At 38.7% G+C, this 18283-nt stretch carries 20 protein-coding genes and 1 riboswitch; of the genes, 6 read left to right on the top strand and 14 right to left on the bottom strand.

What is annotated here, in order from left to right; genetic code table 11:
- The 6 genes from thiS to ACFX4N_RS26000 all read right to left on the bottom strand — a co-directional run bounded on the left by thiS (window position 1) and on the right by ACFX4N_RS26000 (window position 3372).
- The gene (gene thiS, locus ACFX4N_RS25975) at window positions 1–204 is read right to left on the bottom strand and encodes a sulfur carrier protein ThiS (RefSeq protein ID WP_013055282.1); all 204 of its coding nucleotides are present in this window, start codon (window positions 202–204) and stop codon (window positions 1–3) included.
- The gene (thiO, locus tag ACFX4N_RS25980) at window positions 201–1328 is read right to left on the bottom strand and encodes a glycine oxidase ThiO (RefSeq protein WP_377263301.1); all 1128 of its coding nucleotides are present in this window, start codon (window positions 1326–1328) and stop codon (window positions 201–203) included. Before thiO ends, thiS begins: the two co-directional genes overlap by 4 nt.
- Entirely contained in the window at window positions 1312–1935 is a 624-nt protein-coding gene (locus ACFX4N_RS25985; RefSeq protein ID WP_013055280.1) for a thiamine phosphate synthase, read from the bottom strand. The genes thiO and ACFX4N_RS25985 overlap by 17 nt, the downstream gene beginning before the upstream one ends.
- 121 nt (window positions 1936–2056) lie before the next feature.
- A riboswitch (TPP riboswitch) is annotated at window positions 2057–2158 on the bottom strand.
- Between the two features lie 162 nt (window positions 2159–2320).
- Window positions 2321–2536 carry a hypothetical protein gene (locus ACFX4N_RS25990; RefSeq protein ID WP_013055279.1) on the bottom strand — a complete coding sequence of 72 codons (216 nt, stop codon included), beginning with the start codon at window positions 2534–2536 and terminating at the stop codon, window positions 2321–2323.
- Window positions 2537–2583: 47 nt separating this feature from the next.
- Window positions 2584–2973 carry a fluoride efflux transporter CrcB gene (gene crcB / locus ACFX4N_RS25995; protein WP_013055278.1) on the bottom strand — a complete coding sequence of 130 codons (390 nt, stop codon included), beginning with the start codon at window positions 2971–2973 and terminating at the stop codon, window positions 2584–2586.
- Window positions 2974–3372, bottom strand: coding sequence for a fluoride efflux transporter FluC (locus tag ACFX4N_RS26000; RefSeq protein WP_057274995.1), 399 nt, complete (start codon window positions 3370–3372; stop codon window positions 2974–2976).
- Window positions 3373–3713: 341 nt separating this feature from the next.
- Here ACFX4N_RS26000 and ACFX4N_RS26005 point away from each other — a divergent pair, with 341 nt between their 5' ends.
- From ACFX4N_RS26005 to ACFX4N_RS26015, 3 genes are read left to right on the top strand one after another with little or no spacing between them, the layout of a single operon-like run.
- Window positions 3714–4535: an amino acid ABC transporter substrate-binding protein gene (locus tag ACFX4N_RS26005; RefSeq protein ID WP_013055276.1), complete on the top strand. Its 822-nt coding sequence runs from the start codon at window positions 3714–3716 to the stop codon at window positions 4533–4535.
- Complete coding sequence (locus ACFX4N_RS26010; protein WP_013055275.1) at window positions 4519–5223, top strand: amino acid ABC transporter permease; 705 nt, start codon at window positions 4519–4521, stop codon at window positions 5221–5223. Before ACFX4N_RS26005 ends, ACFX4N_RS26010 begins: the two co-directional genes overlap by 17 nt.
- A gap of 30 nt (window positions 5224–5253) precedes the next feature.
- Window positions 5254–5988, top strand: a complete 735-nt coding sequence (locus tag ACFX4N_RS26015) for an amino acid ABC transporter ATP-binding protein (protein ID WP_013055274.1) — start codon at window positions 5254–5256, stop codon at window positions 5986–5988.
- Between the two features lie 34 nt (window positions 5989–6022).
- Here the strand turns inward: ACFX4N_RS26015 and ACFX4N_RS26020 are convergent, their stop codons facing one another.
- Window positions 6023–6967, bottom strand: a complete 945-nt coding sequence (locus ACFX4N_RS26020; protein ID WP_057274980.1) for a nucleoside hydrolase — start codon at window positions 6965–6967, stop codon at window positions 6023–6025.
- Between the two features lie 183 nt (window positions 6968–7150).
- On the opposite strand from ACFX4N_RS26020, the gene ACFX4N_RS26025 reads away from it, so the two are divergent.
- Window positions 7151–8146, top strand: a complete 996-nt coding sequence (locus ACFX4N_RS26025; RefSeq protein ID WP_057274979.1) for an NADPH:quinone oxidoreductase family protein — start codon at window positions 7151–7153, stop codon at window positions 8144–8146.
- A 53-nt stretch (window positions 8147–8199) separates the two neighbouring features.
- Here ACFX4N_RS26025 and ACFX4N_RS26030 read toward each other — a convergent pair whose 3' ends face one another.
- From ACFX4N_RS26030 to ACFX4N_RS26040, 3 genes are all read right to left on the bottom strand, one after another.
- Window positions 8200–8631: an Rrf2 family transcriptional regulator gene (locus ACFX4N_RS26030; protein WP_013081642.1), complete on the bottom strand. Its 432-nt coding sequence runs from the start codon at window positions 8629–8631 to the stop codon at window positions 8200–8202.
- 66 nt (window positions 8632–8697) lie between these two features.
- Window positions 8698–9027, bottom strand: a complete 330-nt coding sequence (locus ACFX4N_RS26035) for an antibiotic biosynthesis monooxygenase family protein (RefSeq protein WP_192101060.1) — start codon at window positions 9025–9027, stop codon at window positions 8698–8700.
- A gap of 123 nt (window positions 9028–9150) precedes the next feature.
- Window positions 9151–10560 (bottom strand): SpoVR family protein, encoded by a 1410-nt coding sequence (locus ACFX4N_RS26040; RefSeq protein ID WP_013055269.1) that lies wholly within the window; start codon window positions 10558–10560, stop codon window positions 9151–9153.
- 321 nt (window positions 10561–10881) lie between these two features.
- On the opposite strand from ACFX4N_RS26040, the gene ACFX4N_RS26045 reads away from it, so the two are divergent.
- Window positions 10882–11133, top strand: a complete 252-nt coding sequence (locus tag ACFX4N_RS26045) for a YhdB family protein (RefSeq protein ID WP_013055267.1) — start codon at window positions 10882–10884, stop codon at window positions 11131–11133.
- A gap of 210 nt (window positions 11134–11343) precedes the next feature.
- The gene (locus ACFX4N_RS26050; protein ID WP_057274977.1) at window positions 11344–11955 is read left to right on the top strand and encodes a biotin transporter BioY; all 612 of its coding nucleotides are present in this window, start codon (window positions 11344–11346) and stop codon (window positions 11953–11955) included.
- Between the two features lie 34 nt (window positions 11956–11989).
- On the opposite strand, the gene ACFX4N_RS26055 is transcribed toward ACFX4N_RS26050, so the two are convergent.
- The 4 genes from ACFX4N_RS26055 to ACFX4N_RS26070 all read right to left on the bottom strand — a co-directional run bounded on the left by ACFX4N_RS26055 (window position 11990) and on the right by ACFX4N_RS26070 (window position 18162).
- Window positions 11990–13744 carry a phospho-sugar mutase gene (locus tag ACFX4N_RS26055; RefSeq protein WP_192101059.1) on the bottom strand — a complete coding sequence of 585 codons (1755 nt, stop codon included), beginning with the start codon at window positions 13742–13744 and terminating at the stop codon, window positions 11990–11992.
- 165 nt (window positions 13745–13909) lie between these two features.
- Complete coding sequence (locus ACFX4N_RS26060; RefSeq protein ID WP_013055264.1) at window positions 13910–15589, bottom strand: glycerol-3-phosphate dehydrogenase/oxidase; 1680 nt, start codon at window positions 15587–15589, stop codon at window positions 13910–13912.
- A gap of 187 nt (window positions 15590–15776) precedes the next feature.
- Window positions 15777–17267: a glycerol kinase GlpK gene (glpK, locus tag ACFX4N_RS26065; protein ID WP_057274975.1), complete on the bottom strand. Its 1491-nt coding sequence runs from the start codon at window positions 17265–17267 to the stop codon at window positions 15777–15779.
- A 67-nt stretch (window positions 17268–17334) separates the two neighbouring features.
- Entirely contained in the window at window positions 17335–18162 is an 828-nt protein-coding gene (locus ACFX4N_RS26070) for an MIP/aquaporin family protein (protein WP_013055262.1), read from the bottom strand.
- Between the last annotated feature and the right edge of the window lie 121 nt (window positions 18163–18283).

An 18283-nucleotide genomic window follows, 5' to 3' on the forward strand; every position in this document is an offset into this window, starting at 1 on the left:
TCATCCTCCTCCGACAAATGAAACAACTTCTAATATATCGCCATCTTTTAAGCATGCATCGCTATGTTCTTCTTTTTGCAAAATGTTCTTGTTTAGCTCAACAATTACCACTCGTTCATGCAGGTTCTGAGCCTGCAACAAGTGCTCGACCGTTTCAATTTCATCTCCAAAAGTAACGGTCTTACCATTAATGATTAGATTCAATGAACTCCCTCCATTACTCTTGTTAGCTGAAATGATGTAAAAAATGAATGATTCGGCTTTTTCCCTAACAAAGCATCAGCCATAATTTTTCCAGTTGCAGCACTTAATAAAATACCGTTTCGGTAGTGGCCAAACGCCATGTGTAGATTCGCTATTTCAGGATGCGCTCCTAAATAAGGCCAGCCATCATTTGTTTGCGGACGAAGACCAGCCCATGCTTTTTCAAATGTGGCTTCTTTAATAGCCGGCAGAAGCGCAGAAGCTTTATTCAGCAAAAATTGAATACCTTGTGCAGAAACCGTCTTGGTAAAATCATGCTGTAGCTTAGTTGCCCCGATTACGATTCTTCCACCAGTCTTAGGCACTAAGTAAAAACCTTCATCTAAAAAAATCGTTTTAGAAAGCAGCGGCTTTTGACTTTGAAGAGCAATACACTCCCCTTTTACGGGAAACACCTGACCTACATGTTCAGAAGAAATAAAGCGTTTAGCCCATGAGCCTGCTGCAATAACTACTTTTTCTCCATAAAAAGAGCCTTTGGACGTCTGTACACCTTTTACTGTTTCATTTTCCATAATAAGAGAATGAACGTCACAGTATTCGAATACATCTGCTCCGTGATACAAGGCTCCATGAGCAAGAGCTTGCGTTAACTTAGCCGGAGCTAGCTGGCCGTCTCCCGGTATTGTAATGGCTCCGTATATGTCTGGAGAGAGCCCGGGTTCTAACAAACGCGCTTCTTTTACATCGATCCATCTTACATGTTCATCCCACCGGTGGTGCTGAGCGGCTTTTTTCTTTAATACGTGTGCATCTTCTTCTGTTACAGCGACTTTTAATAAGCCTTTTTGAATGAGCTCTACATCGATGGCCGTTTTTTCTTTTAGTTCCTTCACCAGTTCAGGAAACATGCTTCTGCTCTTAATAGCAAGGTCTAAAAGAGGACCTTCTTCATTAATTTCAGCTTGAGCACCTAAAATACCAGCGGCTGCACTTGAAGCTTCACAACCAATTTGATTGCGTTCAAGAATAGCTACTGACGCTCCTTGTTTTGACAAATGATAAGCGATAGAAGAGCTGATTATACCTCCTCCGATTAACAGTACATCATAATGCTGCTTCATTTTCTCCACCTCCAGATGTCCATATATGAGAATATTGTTTAATCGCTTTGAGGGGATCTTGCGCAAGCATGACACCAGACATCACAGCTATACCGTGTGCTCCTGTTTGAAGCACCTCTTTGGCATTTACAGGTGTAATTCCTCCAATGGCAATAACCGGTATCTGCACAGCGTCTACTACTTCTTTTAGTGCTGCTATCCCTCGACTTTTTAATCCTTTTTTTGAATGTGTTGAATAAATATGTCCGTATAGAATGTAGTGAGCACCATCTTTTTCAGCTTCTAAAGCCTCTTCCACAGAGTGAACTGATTTTCCGACAATAAGAGAAGGAAATGCGTCTATAACAACCGAAACGTCTAAACTATGATAGGCAAGCTGTACGCCTTTTGCTTTTAAAGCATGCGCTACATCAACTCGGTCATTCAAAATAATTTTAGAGCGACAAAATGGCAGGCTTTCTAGTAAACATTGAATCTGCTTTGCCGTTTTCTCTTTTTCTCTAATATGAACGGCGCCCGCAAAAGGCGCGATAGCCGTTAAAATTTTTTGAAGCTCTTCGATTGGCTGCTTATCTGTTGTAATGACATGAAATTTAGGAATATCCACATGATCGAAACCTTTCTATTCAGAATAAAGAGAAATTTCAATCACCTCATCTTGTGTAGAGGGTTTTATTACATACAAAAAACCACTCTACAACGTAGAGTGGTTAGCATGCATCGTTATGTAAACATGATCACCACTTCCCTACGCTGGTCCAAACCAGATCAGGTTCAAAGGGTCCGAAATACATTCGTCTCAGCTTCAAAAAGCTCCCCTAGTGATTGCTATTTATTGATTTTGTTTTCGCACTTAAAATTATAACACAACTAGATGTAAATACAATATCTCTTTATGCTCTTACAGCTCTCTTCTTTTTATAGATGTATCTTTTAAGCTTCTTTAGTAAGTAAGAGGCCCGGCGCACCGCATCATTCTGCTTTTTATATGGTTAGTAATCGGTATAGTCGTCAAATTCTTCTTTGTCTTTTTCCTTTTTCCGATCCCATATAAACAGCAGGAGTAACATAATAAAAGTTAGAATATAAAAACCGTAAAAAATAAATGCCGCGACAACATTTATAAATAAAAATAAAAAACCGATGATCTGACCTGCAACAGCTACAATCAACAAAATGTATTTCCAAACTTCTGCTTTTCTATCCATTCTCTACTTCTCCGTCTTTTTGTTTTTCCCTACTAGAAACGTTCTCTTTACTTAAATAAAAACGTTCCTGCCAGTAAACCGACTGTAAATAAACCAACTGTTCCAAATGCTGAAATCCCCACATACGCCAACATTTTTCGATAAGATTTTTCTCGAATTAACTGTACGGTTTCCACACTGAACGTTGAAAAAGTGGTAAAGGCACCAAAAAACCCAATGCCAATCATTAAAAATATTGAATCATCATAAGCATGACTCGGAACCTTTCCATAATAACTACCGTAAAAAAGACCAAGGCCAAACGCACCGAGCAAGTTTACAAACAGCATTGATACTGGAAAAGGAGGGTTTGAAACTATTTTTGTAACTTTTAAACCCAAAAGATAACGGCATATCCCTCCAGCTGCCCCGCCAAGTGCCAAGCTCACTATGCTCATTTACTTCACCTCATGTACTTTCACTAAATTTTCCCCTGCCGCTTCACCGCATAGATAGCCTGCTAAAGCAAGAAGGATTCCACCTACTAAAGAGACAATTACATAAATGGCTCCCCAAAATAAATGGTGCTGAGTGAGAGAAATGACGTCTCCTGCAAACGTTGAATACGTTGTAAAACCGCCGCACACGCCAACTCCTAGTCCAAGCTTTATCCATTCTTTTGGCTTTTTCCACACAAAAAATCCTGTTAATAGGCCTAGTATGAAGCTTCCTAATAGGTTTTCAATTACCGTTCCTATTGGATAGCCCGTGTATAATAAGGAAAGATTCAGCAAATAACGTGCATATGTACCAGCGATAGCACCAAAGGCAATTGAGATTAAGTTTATGGCTTTCATCATATCGCTCCGTTTCATAAATTCTTCTTTAAGTGTACCATAAGGAATTTATTTCTACCTTAACATTTAACTATATGTTTATTGCACCAAAAGTCATGAAAAAATGAAAGAGAAAATCGTCGCATGAAACTTCCTTTTTACTCCTCAAATCTCCCTTAAAAATCCACTTAATCCAAATTTTAAAATCTTTCTGTATCCTTATGACAAACCGTGTATAGAAGGTATATTTCCCTTATTTTAAGTCACATTAATCGTATAAGTTTTTTTTGTTGACTTTTGCTGTGTTCTTGTTTAGTATCACAGAGTATCATTTCCTATCAGAATACTAGGGGGTTTAGAAAATGAAGAAATTTGCTGCACTTTTGTCGCTACTATTAGCTTTCACAGTTGTGCTTGCCGCATGCGGTTCTAGCTCAAAAAATGAAGCAAACAATGGAGACAATAAATCTTCACAAGGGGATTTATATAATAAAGTGAAAAAAGATGGTGTATTAACAATTGGAACTGAAGGTACATACCCTCCGTTCACTTTTCATGATGACAAACAAAAGCTAACTGGGTTTGATGTAGAATTGGCTCAAGAAGTAGCTAAACGTCTTGGCGTAAAAGCTGAGTTCAAAGAAACACAGTGGGATGGCATGTTTGCCGGATTAGATGCTAAACGCTTTGACATGATTGCTAATGAAGTGGGTATTCGTGAAGATCGTCAAAAGAAATACGATTTCTCTGACCCATACATCCAGTCAGGCGCTGTATTAATTGTTCGTAAAGACGAAAAAGATATCAAATCATTTAAAGATTTAAAAGGAAAAAAATCAGCGCAGTCATTAACAAGTAACTATAAAGACATGGCTCAATCTTATGGTGCAAACATTACGAGTGCTGAAGGTTTTGCTCAAGCAGTAGAACTAATGAGCGCAAACCGTGTTGATGCTACAATCAACGATAAATTATCGTTCCTTGACTATAAGAAAAAGCACCCTAACGCACCTATCAAAATCGCGGATGAAAAATCCGATGGTGCTGCAAGCGGCTTTATGTTTAGAAAAGACAGCGGTAAGTTAGTGGATGAAGTAAACAAAGCATTGAAAGATATGAAAAAAGACGGAACATACGCAAAAATTTCTAAGAAATGGTTTGGCGAAGATGTTTCTCCTAAATAATATTTTTCCTGATGGAGAGCGATTGAATCAATTGATTTCAATCGCTCAATCATCTCTCCTACCAATGCTAAAGGGAGCTATTCAATATTCTATTCCACTAACATTAATCACGTTTGTACTCGGTATCATTTTAGCTGTCTTAACAGCCTTGGCTCGTTTATCATCTATAAAAGTTTTAAATATAATTGCGCGCATCTATGTATCGATTATTCGAGGTACACCGCTGCTTGTGCAATTATTTATTATTTTCTACGGCTTACCCAATTTAGATATAACAATTGATCCATTTATCTCTGCTATTATTGGATTTTCATTAAGTGTAGGTGCGTATGCATCTGAAATTATCCGAGCAGCGATTCAATCTATTCCTAAAGGACAGTGGGAAGCTGGTTACTCACTTGGTATGACCTATTCCCAAGCATTAAGACGGATTATTTTACCGCAAGCAGCACGTGTATCGATTCCGCCATTATCTAACTCTTTTATTAGCCTTATTAAAGATACGTCACTTGCATCGCTCATTCTTGTTTCTGAGATGTTCCGTAAAGCTCAAGAAATTGCTTCGACTAACTATGAATTTTTACTTCTTTATAGTGAGGCAGCGCTCTTGTACTGGATTATGTGCACAATCTTATCCATTATCCAAGGACGCATTGAAATAAGACTAGATCGTTACGTATCTAAATAACCGTTTCGAGTAGCTAAAGGAGTTTTTCATATGATTAATATCAAAAATTTGCATAAATCATTCGGTGATTTGCAAGTATTAAAAGGAATTGATTTAAAAGTTGAACAGGGCAAGGTAATTGTATTGATTGGTCCTTCTGGATCGGGTAAAACTACTTTTTTACGTTGCTTAAATCTTTTAGAAATCCCAACAGACGGCACGATTGAACTTGATAAAAAAAGCATGAATTTCACCAAACCTGTTCGTAAAAAAGACATTACTTCATTTCGAAGCCTAACAGGTATGGTCTTTCAAAACTATAACTTGTTTCCTCATAAAAGTGCGCTTGAAAATGTTATGGAAGGTCCTGTAATTGTAAAAGGCGTTTCTACTCAAGAAGCAGAAAAAAGAGGGAAAGAATTATTAACACGAGTTGGCTTAGGAGACAAGCTTGACTTTTATCCTTTCCAACTATCAGGCGGACAACAACAGCGTGTTGGCATCGCCAGAGCAATGGCGATGGACCCAAAAGTTATGCTGTTTGATGAGCCTACTTCAGCTCTTGATCCTGAGCTTGTAGGAGACGTTCTTCAAGCGATGAAAGACTTAGCAAAAGAAGGAATGACGATGGTGGTGGTAACTCACGAAATGCGCTTTGCCCGTGAAGTAGCGGATGAAGTTATTTTTATGGATCAAGGTGTCATTATGGAAAGAGGTACACCGGATCAAATATTTTCAAATCCTCAACAAGAGCGGACACGTCAATTCTTGAATATGATTCATTAAAAAGGTTGCACACTTTCATGTGCAACCTTTTTCTTTATTTGGCTACTGCTTTTTTCATTAAATCTGTAATGTACGTAAAGAACGCTTCAGCTGTGACATCATATACGACATCTACAGGTCGTCCCTCTTGGGAAATTTCTGTTCTTCCTTGGCTCGGTGTTTCTGTATGCACAATACTCGAAACGGTTTTTACCTTCACAAGTGTTGAATTCCCTGTAAATGCTGTTGTGAGTACATCCCACAAATAATATGTTGAATTGGTTTCAACATGCACAAGCGGCGGACAGGCCGCGTAGCACTGCCCTACAAAGTCTACTCCTTCATACCTGCGAAGTGAAGCCCACATTTGACGAATAACCGGTGTTAATGGAACTTGATTCGTGCTTTCTAAAGCAACCATCTCAATTTTAATTCTGCTTTCCCATACTTTTGCTACTGCTTCTGGATCCCAAAAAGCATTCCATTCCGCCGTTCCATCATGTTCAGGCTCCTGTACATTTCCTACTTCTTGAAATGTACCGCCCATCCACACTAACTTGTCAATTTTCTCTTCTATTTCCGGCGCTTTTTCAAGTGCTCTTGCCAAATCAGTTAATGGTCCTGTAAATAATAAAGTCGTTTTTCCGGCTGTATGTTGTAATGTTTCAATTAAATGATCGTGAGCAGGCAGCTGACTTATTTTTGTTTGCACTTCCCCTTTTTCATTTAAAATCGGCAGTGCATCTACATAAAATGTATGCATGCGCCATTCCTTTGGAAATGGGTTCATACCGCGTGAAGTAGATTTGGCTACCTCAATATCATAACTTCCAAAACGATCAATAATTTTTTGGCTTGCGCTGATACCTGGCTCTAGGTATCCGTCAGCGGGAATAACAGATACCCCTGTTACCTTTACATCATCCATTTGCAGCAGTAAAAAAAGGGATACTAAATCATCAATACCTGCATCATGGTTAAAATATATGTTTGTACTCATTTCTCTTCTCCTCTTTCCTATGTATTGCTAACTAATGTTTAGCTATACCGCTATTTTATAATGAAATGACTCGTTTCGTAATCAAAGTATTATGAACTTCTTTTACTATTTTCTATAATGGGTATAGAAATAAGGTAATCTATGTATAGACATATACATCTCAGTATAGAAAGGAGAAATAAAATGGAGCAATCATTTTCAGCATTAGTGGTAGATAAAAAAAGGGAAGACCAAGTGGAGGCGTCCGTCCAAGAACTGACGCTAAACGATTTGCCAGAAGGCGATGTACTTATTCGCGTTCATTATTCAGGGGTGAATTATAAAGATAGCTTAGCCAGCATCGCAAACGGCAATATTGTGACAAGCTATCCGTTTGTCCCAGGAATCGACCTAGCAGGAGTTGTTGTATCTTCTGACAGCCCTGATTTTAAAGAAGGTGATCGTGTCATTGCAACAAGCTATGACATTGGCGTATCACACTTTGGAGGCTATAGTGAGTATGCGCGCATACGCAGCGAATGGATTGTCCCTCTTCCTGAAAATTTAACGTTAAAAGAAGCAATGATTATCGGAACAGCTGGCTTTACAGCTGCTTTATCTGTGCATCGCTTAGAGGAAAACCATACTAGTCCATCTAATGGCTCTGTGCTTGTAACAGGCGCTACGGGAGGTGTAGGAAGCTTTGCGGTTGCCATTCTTTCAAAATTAGGCTACACAGTGGAAGCAAGTACGGGAAAAAGCTCGGAAGCAGCTTATTTGAAAGAGCTTGGCGCTTCCTCTATTGTAGCGCGTGAAGACGTTTATAACGGCAAATTAAAAGCATTAGGCAAGCAAAAATGGGCCGCTGCGGTGGATCCTGTGGGCGGAGAGCCTCTAGCTTCTGTTCTCAGTCAAATTCAGTACGGAGGCTCTGTAGCTGTCAGCGGGCTAACAGCTGGAGGCAAAGTGCCAACAACCGTCTTTCCCTTCATTTTAAGAGGGATTAATTTATTAGGTATCGATTCTGTTTACTGTCCAATGCCTACTCGAAAAGAAATTTGGAATAGACTCGCTAATGACTTTAAGCCTGAAAGCTTCGAACTTTTCATTCAGCAGGAAATTTCACTACAACAGCTCCCTGAGGTACTTCCGACTTTATTAAAAGGACAAGCTCGAGGACGAACAATTGTGAAGCTATAAAAAAACGGAGAAACCTAGGTTTCTCCGTTTTTTTTACGAACAGAAGCATGTTATTATGCATCTATTTTTGCTATTAAATCCGTCACTAATTCTTTCATGGTCACATCGGCTAAGACTTGTTCCATGGCATCTTGAGAACGTTTTAAAATCAATTCAAGGACACTTTGAATATTGGCTCCTACAGGACACTCCACATTCGGATTTTCATGCATTTGAAACAATTCTCCTTCTTCCACTGCCGCCACCGCTCGATAAACGTCTAACAACGTTATCTCTTCTAAATCTTTCAATAGATAAGCTCCGCCAGCTCCGGCTTTTACACCCACGAGTCCAGCTTTCTTTAACATCCCAATTACTCGTCTTATAACAACAGGATTTGTATTTACACTGCTAGCAATCCACTCTGAAGTACTAGGGTGACTGCTATCTACTTTAATTAAAGATAGTATGTGAACGGCCACGGTGAATCGACTGCTAATTTTCATTGCTCTCACTCCTATTTTGTTGTAATCATTATAGTTACAACATTTATGAAAGTCAAGCATGCTTTTTTAGGAAAAAATGTCCTCTTCTACCGCCTCATAAAAGCGCAGCGTTTTCTTGATTTCCATAGCTTCAGAACATGCTTTCATTTTCTTTTTATTCGCTTCTTTATGTTCGTTCACATGTTCTTCTCTTGAGATCCACGCTTGAAAGAACTGCTTGTCTTCCCACTTGGATACAAAGACATATTCAACTTTATCTGCGGAATCTTTTTTCCAGCATTCGAACGATAAATTTCCTTTGGCTGCCTCAATTTCTGCTTTGTTTTTGTTAGCTTTTTGCTTGAGCTGTTCTTCAAATTTCTTTTCTGTTTCAAAACTTGCGTTTACAACAAACATCTTATCTTCCTTTCTAAATGAAAGTAATTCTCATTCGATTATTGCACAGTAATTTTATTTTTTCAATTTATATGGATAAATTACAGAAGCCCAAAAAGACCGCTGTTTAAGCGGTCTTCTTTTTTACAAATGTTTTCTATGCACTGTTTTTCCATCATACGTAAAGGCGATTGGCTTGCCTTCCATTACCGTTTCTAAATGAACGGGGCGGCCCCAAAGCTGATGAACGTACGGTACCACTTTTTCTAAGTATTTGACATCTAATTCAATTCCTTCATACCAGTGTTTTAAATAGAGCTCTCCATTTTTTAAATAGTCTCCATTGGTTACTGTGATGTAAGGAAATCCGCCGTTTACGCGCATATTAACAAGCTGATCTCTAACTTCTGTCCACTCTTTGTCGACGATTTTATAGTCTTTTCCTTGTTTTTGGAATAAGTACATATCCTCCCGCATGACTAAATCTTTTGTTAAGTAATTGCGGATAAAGGAAATATCTGATTCAACCTCACGTACCTCAAACATCTTCTCTCTTCCTGATCCAGGCTCCACGCCCCGGCGAATCATATCTTCTGTTGGATTATTGTAGCGTTCTTCAATGTCTTCAAAGATTTTTAATCCTAAATAATATGGATTGATTCCCGTCTTAGACGGCTGCACAACCCCTGCATTTAGCTTGGCGAATTCTATCGCTTCATCACTCGTTAAGTCCATTTCTCGAATAATGCGCTGATGCCAGAAAGAAGCCCAGCCTTCATTCATAATTTTTGTTTCAAGCTGCGGCCAGAAATAAAGCATTTCTTCTCGCATCATCGTTAAAATATCCCGCTGCCAATCCTCTAAATAAGGACTGTATTCTTCAATAAATAATAAGATGTCTTTTTCAGGCTGAGGCGGAAATTTTTTAAAAGACTTTGGAGGTTTTGGTTTTTTCTTTTCTTTATAATCCAAATTCCATAAATCATCGTAAGGAGAAATGATTTCTTCTTCCGATGATTCTACATCATCTATGCTCCAAGAAAGCTTGGCACGCATAAGAGACGGATCAATATGTTCCTGAATCGATAGGACAGCATCCAAAAACTTTTCTACTTCACGCTTACCGTGCTTTACTTCGTATTCTTTAATTCGATCAGCGGTCGCTGCCATACTTTCTACCATATCCCGTTTAGTGTTGGCAAAACGGCTGTTATTTTTAAAGAAGTCACAGTGGGCTAACACGTGAGCTACAATTAATTTATTCTGAATAAGCGCATTGGAATCCAATAAAAATGCATAACAAGGATCTGAATTGATAACTAATTCATAAATTTTACTCAATCCAAGATCGTAGTGTAATTTCATTTTGTAAAATTGTTTTCCAAAGCTCCAATGTGAAAAACGAGTTGGCATCCCATATGCACCAAACGTATAAATAATATCTGCCGGGCAAATTTCATAGCGCATCGGATAAAAATCTAAGCCGAAACCGCTAGCTATTTCCGTAATTTCATCAATCGCACGGTATAATTGCTTATAATCTGCTTCTTTCACGACAGCTCCCCCTTTCACTCCTTACTTCAATCTATGTACAAACATGTCAATTCATGTGTTTTCATCAAAAAGAAGCTTTATTTTTTCAAGAAAAGGGGATTTTTATTTAGTTGTCTTAAATAATGGATGTAATATAACTGTTATGCTGCATCATTCTTTGCCTTTCTTATCATTTATCCTGTGCTGTACGTTTATTCTTCTTGCATAATGACTACAACCTCTTTTAATTATGCACTGGTCTTTTGCCCAACATTTACAGCGTAAGAATTCCCGCAAATATCATACACTAATTTCAACTCCTCAAAAGGAGGAACGTTATTAATGGATGTAATTGATTATGATCGAGCTTTGTATTACACACACCGTTCACAATGGGATAACTTATTAATTTTAATGGTTCGAACAGACGACGATTTTCTTTCAAAAAAGATTGAACATTTTTTGCACGCCTACAATTTTGAACGAAACTACCGCATCATTCAAGAAGAGCTTTATTCTTTACTACGCTACATTGATCATGCAACGGAATATTCGGAGCACAACCCGGAGCTTCTGGAAGAATCATTGTACTAGTATTTTTGATACACACACTTGGACAAAGAAGGGATGAATTCCCTTCTTTATTTTTTTATGTTGCACTAAAAATATGCATACTTTATTTCAAAAAACATCAAATAATATATGTAAACACATTTATTTTTATCGTTGACATAAAAGTGAATTCGACGTACAATCTTCAGTACATACGCTAAGATATTTCAGTACATACTGGGAGGAACATATATGAGTACTAATAAAAGGTTTCGCACATTAGATTTAACGCTAGCCGGTATGTTTGCGGCTCTTATGGCTATTGGTGCAAACATTACTTCTTGGGCACCTTTTTTACAAGTAGGTGGCGTGCCTCTTTCACTTCAGCCTTTTTTTGTTATATTAGCAGGAATTTTACTTGGGAGCCGAATGGGTTCTATTTCGATGATTGTATACGTATTAATTGGCATTGCCGGCGCCCCGGTATTTGCTCAATTTAAAGCAGGAATTGGTATTTTATTTGGAAGCACCGGCGGCTTTTTGCTTTCTTATATCGTAGCAGCATTTATCACAGGAAAAATTATGGAAATGCGCGGCAAGCCAACTTTTTCTATCTTTTTAATTTCATCGCTAGTTGGTATTGCCGTTATTTATTTAATTGGTACTACGTATATGTATGTAGCGGTTAATTACTGGCTTGAAGCTCCTGCAATGACATATGCAGCCGCTTGGAAGATTATGTCGTGGTTTGCGGTAAAGGATCTTATTTTTACTGTTCTTGGGGCTATGCTTGCTCCGAGAATTTATAAAGCCCTACGATCTTCTCCGTATTTGTCAAATACGCAATCAAATAAAGTATCATAAAAGAAGCCTGCTCAAGTTTGAGCAGGCTTTACTTTTATACCCTTTTCACTTTATCTAATACACGTTCTACTTCACCCATTACAGCTGTTTGTACAGCTTCTAAATGGGCAATGCTCGTTGCTTCATCTTCTGACACGACGCCAAAATAGAACTTCACCTTTGGCTCTGTACCAGACGGACGAAGGCAGAACCAAGAACCGTCTTCTAAGATATATTTTAATACATTTGATTTTGGTAATGTAATTTCTTCTACTTTTCCTGCTTTAATATGCTGACGCTCACTTAATGTATAATCCTCTACAACCGAAACATTTAATCTTGCAATGTCAGTAGGAGGTTCATTTCTAAATGTAGCCAAAATATGCTGAATTTGCTCAGATCCTTCTTTTCCTTTAAGCGTTAAAGATTTCAGACCTTCACGATAGAAACCATATTTAGTAAACACTTGCTGAAGCGCTTCATATAGCGTCATGCCCTGCTTTTTATAATAAGCACAAGCTTCTACTGCTAGAATGGCTGCTTGTACAGCGTCTTTGTCACGAGCAAAGTCACCAATTAAATAGCCGTAGCTTTCTTCATAACCGAATTGGAATGTATACTCGCCCGTTTGCTCATATTGCTTAATTTTTTCACCGATAAATTTAAAACCTGTTAGAGTGTCAACAACTTGCAGTCCAAATGAACGAGCAATTTGTGCGCCGATTTCTGACGTTACAATCGTTTTTAACACAACGCCATTAGCAGGCAGCACGCCTTTTTCTTTCTTTTGAGAAAGCAAATAGTGAAGCAATAAAGCACCCGTTTGGTTTCCTGTTAATAACGCATATTCACCGCTTGGATCTTTGACAGCAATTCCCAAACGGTCTGCATCTGGATCCGTTGCGATTAAGATATCTGCATCAATTTCTTTTCCTTTACGAACAGCATATTCAAATGCAGCCGGCTCTTCAGGATTCGGAGATTTAACCGTCGAGAAATTTGGATCAGGAAGTTCTTGTTCTTCAATAACCGTGACATTTTCGTAACCGATGGATTGAAGCGCGTTGCGAACTGGCTTATTAGCTGTACCATGTAGAGGTGTAAACACTACCTTTAAGTCTTTACCTGTTTCAGAAGCTAGCTCTGGATTAATTAAAATCGTTTTTAGTTTCTCATTGTATGCTTCGTCAATCGCTGAACCAATCATTTCAATAAGACCTTTTTCTTTTAGCTCCGCTTCAGATTGAACAGCTAATGTAAGTTCATTTTCCACAGCATTTACAAAGCCAACTAGTTCATCAGCTTCTTTTGGCGGCAGCTGACCACCGTCTGGACCATATACTTTGTATCCGTTATATTCAGGAGGATTGTGGCTCGCTGTAATAACAATACCTCCAAATGCGTTTAGCTCACGCACTGCAAATGAAAGTTCAGGTGTTGGTCTTAGCTCTTCAAATACATACGTTTTAATTCCGTGACTTGCTAATGTTTTTGCTGCTTCCATCGCAAATTCAGGCGATTTGTGGCGAGAATCATACGCAATGACTACGCCTTGCTTGATAGCTTCTTCACCAGCTTGTTTAATGTACTCAGCAAAGCCTTCGGAAGCTTTTCGGATTGTATACGTATTCATACGGTTTGTACCCGCTCCAATTTCCCCACGCATTCCGCCTGTTCCAAATTCCAATGTTTTGTAAAAACTATCTTCTAATTGTTTTTCATCACCTTTGATTGCGTCTAAATTTTGACATAATTCAGGATCTAAATTTGGATGATTAATCCAAGATGTATACGTTTCTTTCCAACTCATAAAAAAAAGCCTCCTTATATAAATGTAAATATGTATGAAAAGAGAAAAACGAGTAATCGTCTTTCTCTTTTTTTAACAGTCATATTATATTTCTTCGTCCAAATTTGACTTCCTGCTATTATATTATGGCTGTATTGACAAATTTTGAGGTACTTTTTTATTTTATCATGAAATACCTGTCATACGGTTAACTTTTTCATCTACTGGTACAACTGCGTCATGAAGGTGCTGTTCTAATTCATCCGTATAAGCTTTTGTTTGCTCAGGCGTCCACTTTAACTCTTCGGCCATATGAGCAATCACTTGTTTTTTCCAGCTTCTTACCCAGTTGATATCAAAGAATAAAGCGCCCGTACGTCTAATGAAGAAGTCCACTGGTTTTGAAACCATTTCTTCTTCTATGCCATATTGAATTTGCAGAAATACACTAGCTGGAAGGTCGCTGTTTTTTAGCTGATCGGGACGTTCAATCATGTAGCGGTATACTTTATCTACGTTTGAACCATAGCGTTTTACAAGCTTTTCAGCAGCGTCACGTGATAACCCTAGTTTGATGCCTTCCTTGACTTTTTGCTCTACAAACGTTGGGAACCCACCTGAACCGCCTACATTACCTCCAGAAATCGGTAAATGTTTAGTTTGACAGCTTTCAAATTCGCGTCCTTCTGCTTTAAAATCTTCAGCTACGCGATTTACGACAATTTCAGCCATTTTACGGTACCCAGTTAATTTCCCTCCAGCGATTGTAATTAAACCTGATTCTGATGTCCAGATTTCATCTTTACGCGAGATTTCAGAAGGATCTTTTCCTTGTTCGTGAATAAGTGGACGAACACCCGCCCAGCTTGATTCTACGTCGTCTACTGTAATATCAACCGTTGGGAACATATAGTTAATCGCATCAATAACATATTGACGGTCTTTTACAGTCATACGCGGATGTCTAGCGTCTTCTTTATAGACCGTGTCTGTTGTGCCCACATATGTTTTTCCATCACGCGGAATTGCAAACACCATACGTCCATCAGGTGTATCAAAATAAATGGCTTGTTTTAATGGAAAGCGCTCTTGATCAATAACTAAGTGAATTCCTTTTGTTAATTGAAGCTGCTTGCCTTTTTTTGAATTATCTTTTTCACGCAGCGTGTCCACCCATGGACCTGCAGCGTTGACGATTTTTTTTGCATAAATATTATATTCTTTATTCGTAAGCTGATCACGAACAACAACCCCTACTACTTTTCCTTTATCGTAGATAAAGTTTTCCACTTTTGTGTAATTGACTAAGTCTGCTCCTCTTGCGGCAGCTTCTTTAGCTACTTCAATCGTTAAACGTGCATCATCTGTTTTATATTCAACGTAGTAACCGCCGCCTTTTAAATCTTTAGATTTCACCAATGGCTCGCGGCTAAGCGTTTCTTCTGCGCTAAACATTTTGCGGCGCTCTGAGCGTTTTACACCAGCTAAAAAATCATATACGCGCAGTCCAATTGAAGTTGAGAATTTACCGAATGTTCCACCCGTATGGAAAGGTAACAGCATCCACTCCGGAGTCGTTACATGAGGCCCATTTTCATATACGATGGCACGTTCTTTACCAACTTCGGCTACCATTTTAACTTCAAACTGTTTTAAATAGCGTAGACCGCCGTGAACAAGCTTCGTTGAACGACTAGATGTTCCTGCTGCGAAATCCTGCATTTCAACTAATGCCGTTTTCATGCCTCGATGAGTCGCATCAAGCGCAATACCTGACCCAGTAATTCCCCCACCAATTACTAGTAAATCATATTGATTTTGTGTCATGTCTACCAATTTATTCGAACGTGTTTGACTTGAAAACATACGTCATTCCCCTTTCAATTTTTAAAGATATCAAAATTTTCCAATATACAAAAAAGAGAGACCACAAATCACATATATAGTATGTCTATATATGGATCTGTGGTCTCTCCGATTCTCCAACCAATTTATTAACTTGATTAAATTATATCATACATGCGCTTTTAATTAAAGTGTTTTCATCAAATAATTACTTAAAAGCCATTGTTGCATGTACGGCTTTTTTCCAGCCGCTATATAATTCTTCACGCTTTTCTTCTTCCATATTTGGTTCGAAAGATTTTTCCATATTCCACTGCTGCGCAATTTCATCGCAATCTTTCCAGTAGCCGACCGCAAGACCCGCTAAATATGCTGCCCCAAGAGCCGTTGTTTCATTCACTTGAGGACGCTCAACCGGAACGTTTAACACATCACTTTGGAACTGCATTAAGAAATTATTCTTAACTGCTCCCCCGTCTACACGCAATGTTTTTAATGTAATTCCAGAATCTGCTTCCATCGCACTTAATACATCTCTTGTTTGATAAGCCAGTGATTCAAGCGTTGCACGGATAAAGTGTTCTTTTTTTGTACCACGAGTCAACCCAAACATCGCTCCCCGTACATCGCTATCCCAATAAGGTGTTCCAAGTCCTACGAAAGCTGGCACAATATATACACCGTCTGTAGACTCTACTCGCGTTGCATAGTTTTCAGTTTCAGCCGCATTTTTAAACATTCTTAAACCGTCGCGAAGCCACTGAATAGCAGATCCTGCTACAAAAATACTGCCTTCAAGCGCATATTCTACCTTACCGTTAATCCCCCATGCTAATGTAGTTAATAAGCCGTGATCGGACTTAACTGCTTTTTCACCCGTATTCATGAGCATAAAGCAGCCTGTTCCATAGGTGTTTTTCGCCATTCCTTTTTCATAGCACGCTTGTCCAAATAAAGCGGCTTGCTGATCCCCTGCTGCTCCAGCAATTGGAATGTTTTTACCAAAGAAATGATAATCTACTGTATGAGCGTATACTTCAGAAGAAGGCTTTACTTCTGGAAGCATTGATTTCGGTACCCCTAAGATATCTAGCAGTTCATCATCCCATTTTAAATCGTAGATATTGAACATAAGCGTGCGGGATGCGTTTGAGTAATCCGTTACATGCGCCTTTCCGCCTGATAGCTTCCAAATTAACCATGTATCAATTGTTCCAAATAACAATTCACCGTTTTCTGCTTTTTCTCGTGCACCTTCTACGTTATCTAAAATCCACTTCACTTTTGTTCCAGAGAAGTATGCATCAATTAATAATCCCGTTTTGTCGCGGAACGTATCGTTTAATCCTTTTGCTTTTAATTCTTCACAAATACCAGACGTTTGTCGAGACTGCCATACAATTGCATTGTACACCGGCTTCCCTGTTGTTTTTTCCCATACTACTGCTGTTTCACGCTGATTGGTAATCCCAATTCCTTCGATTTGATCCGCATGAACACCTGACTCAGATAAACAAGATGCGATAACTGCTAGGATAGAACCCCAAATTTCACTTGCATTATGCTCTACCCAACCTGGTTTTGGAAAGTACTGTGTAAACTCTTTTTGAGCTACATGTACAACTTCACCTTTTTTATTAAATAACATTGCTCGTGAGCTTGTTGTTCCTTGGTCTAAAGATAAAATAAATTTTTCCATATCAATATCCCCTATTCTCTGTATATTGTCGTTTCTTTATTGTACATAGTTAGATGGTAAAGCTCATTCATTTTTTCGGTACTACTGCTGATTGAATCTGTGCTGCCTTTTGTTTAGAAACAGCGTAGATAACTGCTAAAACAATCAGCGCTAGACTTAAAACAACCCATAAGCTGCTTGACATTTTATTTAAAAATGCCGCTTGGTAAAATACTGCCCCGATTGATCCGCCTACTAAAGGACCCACTACTGGCACCCAAGCATATTTCCAGTTCGAGCTGCCTTTGCCAGGTATGGGCAAGATAGCATGAGCAATACGAGGTCCTAAATCACGAGCAGGGTTGATGGCATAGCCTGTTGTTCCTCCTAATGATAAACCAATACTTACGATTAAAAATCCTACTACTAAAGGATTTAATCCATCTGTAAATTTATTTGCTCCAATTGCTAAGATTCCTACTACTAATACAAACGTTCCAATCGCCTCACTTAAAACGTTTGCAAATGGGTTAGCAATTGCTGGCCCCGTTGCGAATACGCCTAATTTTGTACCAGCATCTTTTGTTTCTTTCCAGTGTGGAAGATAGTGTAAATAAACAACTGTTGCACCAAGAATGGCTCCAATAAACTGAGCTAAGATGTACATCGGTACTTGTGACCATGGAAAATCACCTGTAATAGCAAGCGCTACGGTTAACGCTGGATTTAAGTGTGCCCCACTCATATTACCAACCGCATATGCTGCCATCGCTACTGCCATTCCCCATCCCATTGTGATAACGATCCATCCCGAATTAGCAGCAAACGATTTTTTTAAATTGACGCCCGCACATACACCAGCGCCAAGGATAATTAAAATCATTGTTCCAATTATTTCTCCTAAGAATGCTTGCATATAGATAACCTCCCCTTTGTATGAAAACGATTAAGATGACAAGAAAATAAGAAAATCCACAATACATCCCCCTAATAAAATCATTAAAAGGCTATACCGTGGATCTCCTATTCTCCCTCAC

This window comes from Priestia sp. YIM B13551 (assembly GCF_042787905.1).
Classification (GTDB): Bacteria; Bacillota; Bacilli; order Bacillales; family Bacillaceae_H; genus Priestia.

Coding starts and splice junctions, on each gene's coding strand:
- ACFX4N_RS26030 (WP_013081642.1), bottom strand. CDS start 8,631: ATGAAAATTAGCAGTCGATTCACCGTGGCCGTTCACATACTATCTTTA.
- ACFX4N_RS26035 (WP_192101060.1), bottom strand. CDS start 9,027: ATGTTTGTTGTAAACGCAAGTTTTGAAACAGAAAAGAAATTTGAAGAA.
- ACFX4N_RS26020 (WP_057274980.1), bottom strand. CDS start 6,967: ATGAGTACAAACATATATTTTAACCATGATGCAGGTATTGATGATTTA.
- ACFX4N_RS26060 (WP_013055264.1), bottom strand. CDS start 15,589: ATGTTTTCAAGTCAAACACGTTCGAATAAATTGGTAGACATGACACAA.
- ACFX4N_RS26050 (WP_057274977.1), top strand. CDS start 11,344: ATGAGTACTAATAAAAGGTTTCGCACATTAGATTTAACGCTAGCCGGT.
- ACFX4N_RS26070 (WP_013055262.1), bottom strand. CDS start 18,162: ATGCAAGCATTCTTAGGAGAAATAATTGGAACAATGATTTTAATTATC.
- ACFX4N_RS25990 (WP_013055279.1), bottom strand. CDS start 2,536: ATGGATAGAAAAGCAGAAGTTTGGAAATACATTTTGTTGATTGTAGCT.
- ACFX4N_RS26015 (WP_013055274.1), top strand. CDS start 5,254: ATGATTAATATCAAAAATTTGCATAAATCATTCGGTGATTTGCAAGTA.
- ACFX4N_RS26055 (WP_192101059.1), bottom strand. CDS start 13,744: ATGAGTTGGAAAGAAACGTATACATCTTGGATTAATCATCCAAATTTA.
- ACFX4N_RS26025 (WP_057274979.1), top strand. CDS start 7,151: ATGGAGCAATCATTTTCAGCATTAGTGGTAGATAAAAAAAGGGAAGAC.
- glpK (WP_057274975.1), bottom strand. CDS start 17,267: ATGGAAAAATTTATTTTATCTTTAGACCAAGGAACAACAAGCTCACGA.
- thiO (WP_377263301.1), bottom strand. CDS start 1,328: ATGAAGCAGCATTATGATGTACTGTTAATCGGAGGAGGTATAATCAGC.
- ACFX4N_RS26045 (WP_013055267.1), top strand. CDS start 10,882: ATGGATGTAATTGATTATGATCGAGCTTTGTATTACACACACCGTTCA.
- ACFX4N_RS26010 (WP_013055275.1), top strand. CDS start 4,519: ATGTTTCTCCTAAATAATATTTTTCCTGATGGAGAGCGATTGAATCAA.
- crcB (WP_013055278.1), bottom strand. CDS start 2,973: ATGAGCATAGTGAGCTTGGCACTTGGCGGGGCAGCTGGAGGGATATGC.
- ACFX4N_RS26005 (WP_013055276.1), top strand. CDS start 3,714: ATGAAGAAATTTGCTGCACTTTTGTCGCTACTATTAGCTTTCACAGTT.
- ACFX4N_RS26000 (WP_057274995.1), bottom strand. CDS start 3,372: ATGAAAGCCATAAACTTAATCTCAATTGCCTTTGGTGCTATCGCTGGT.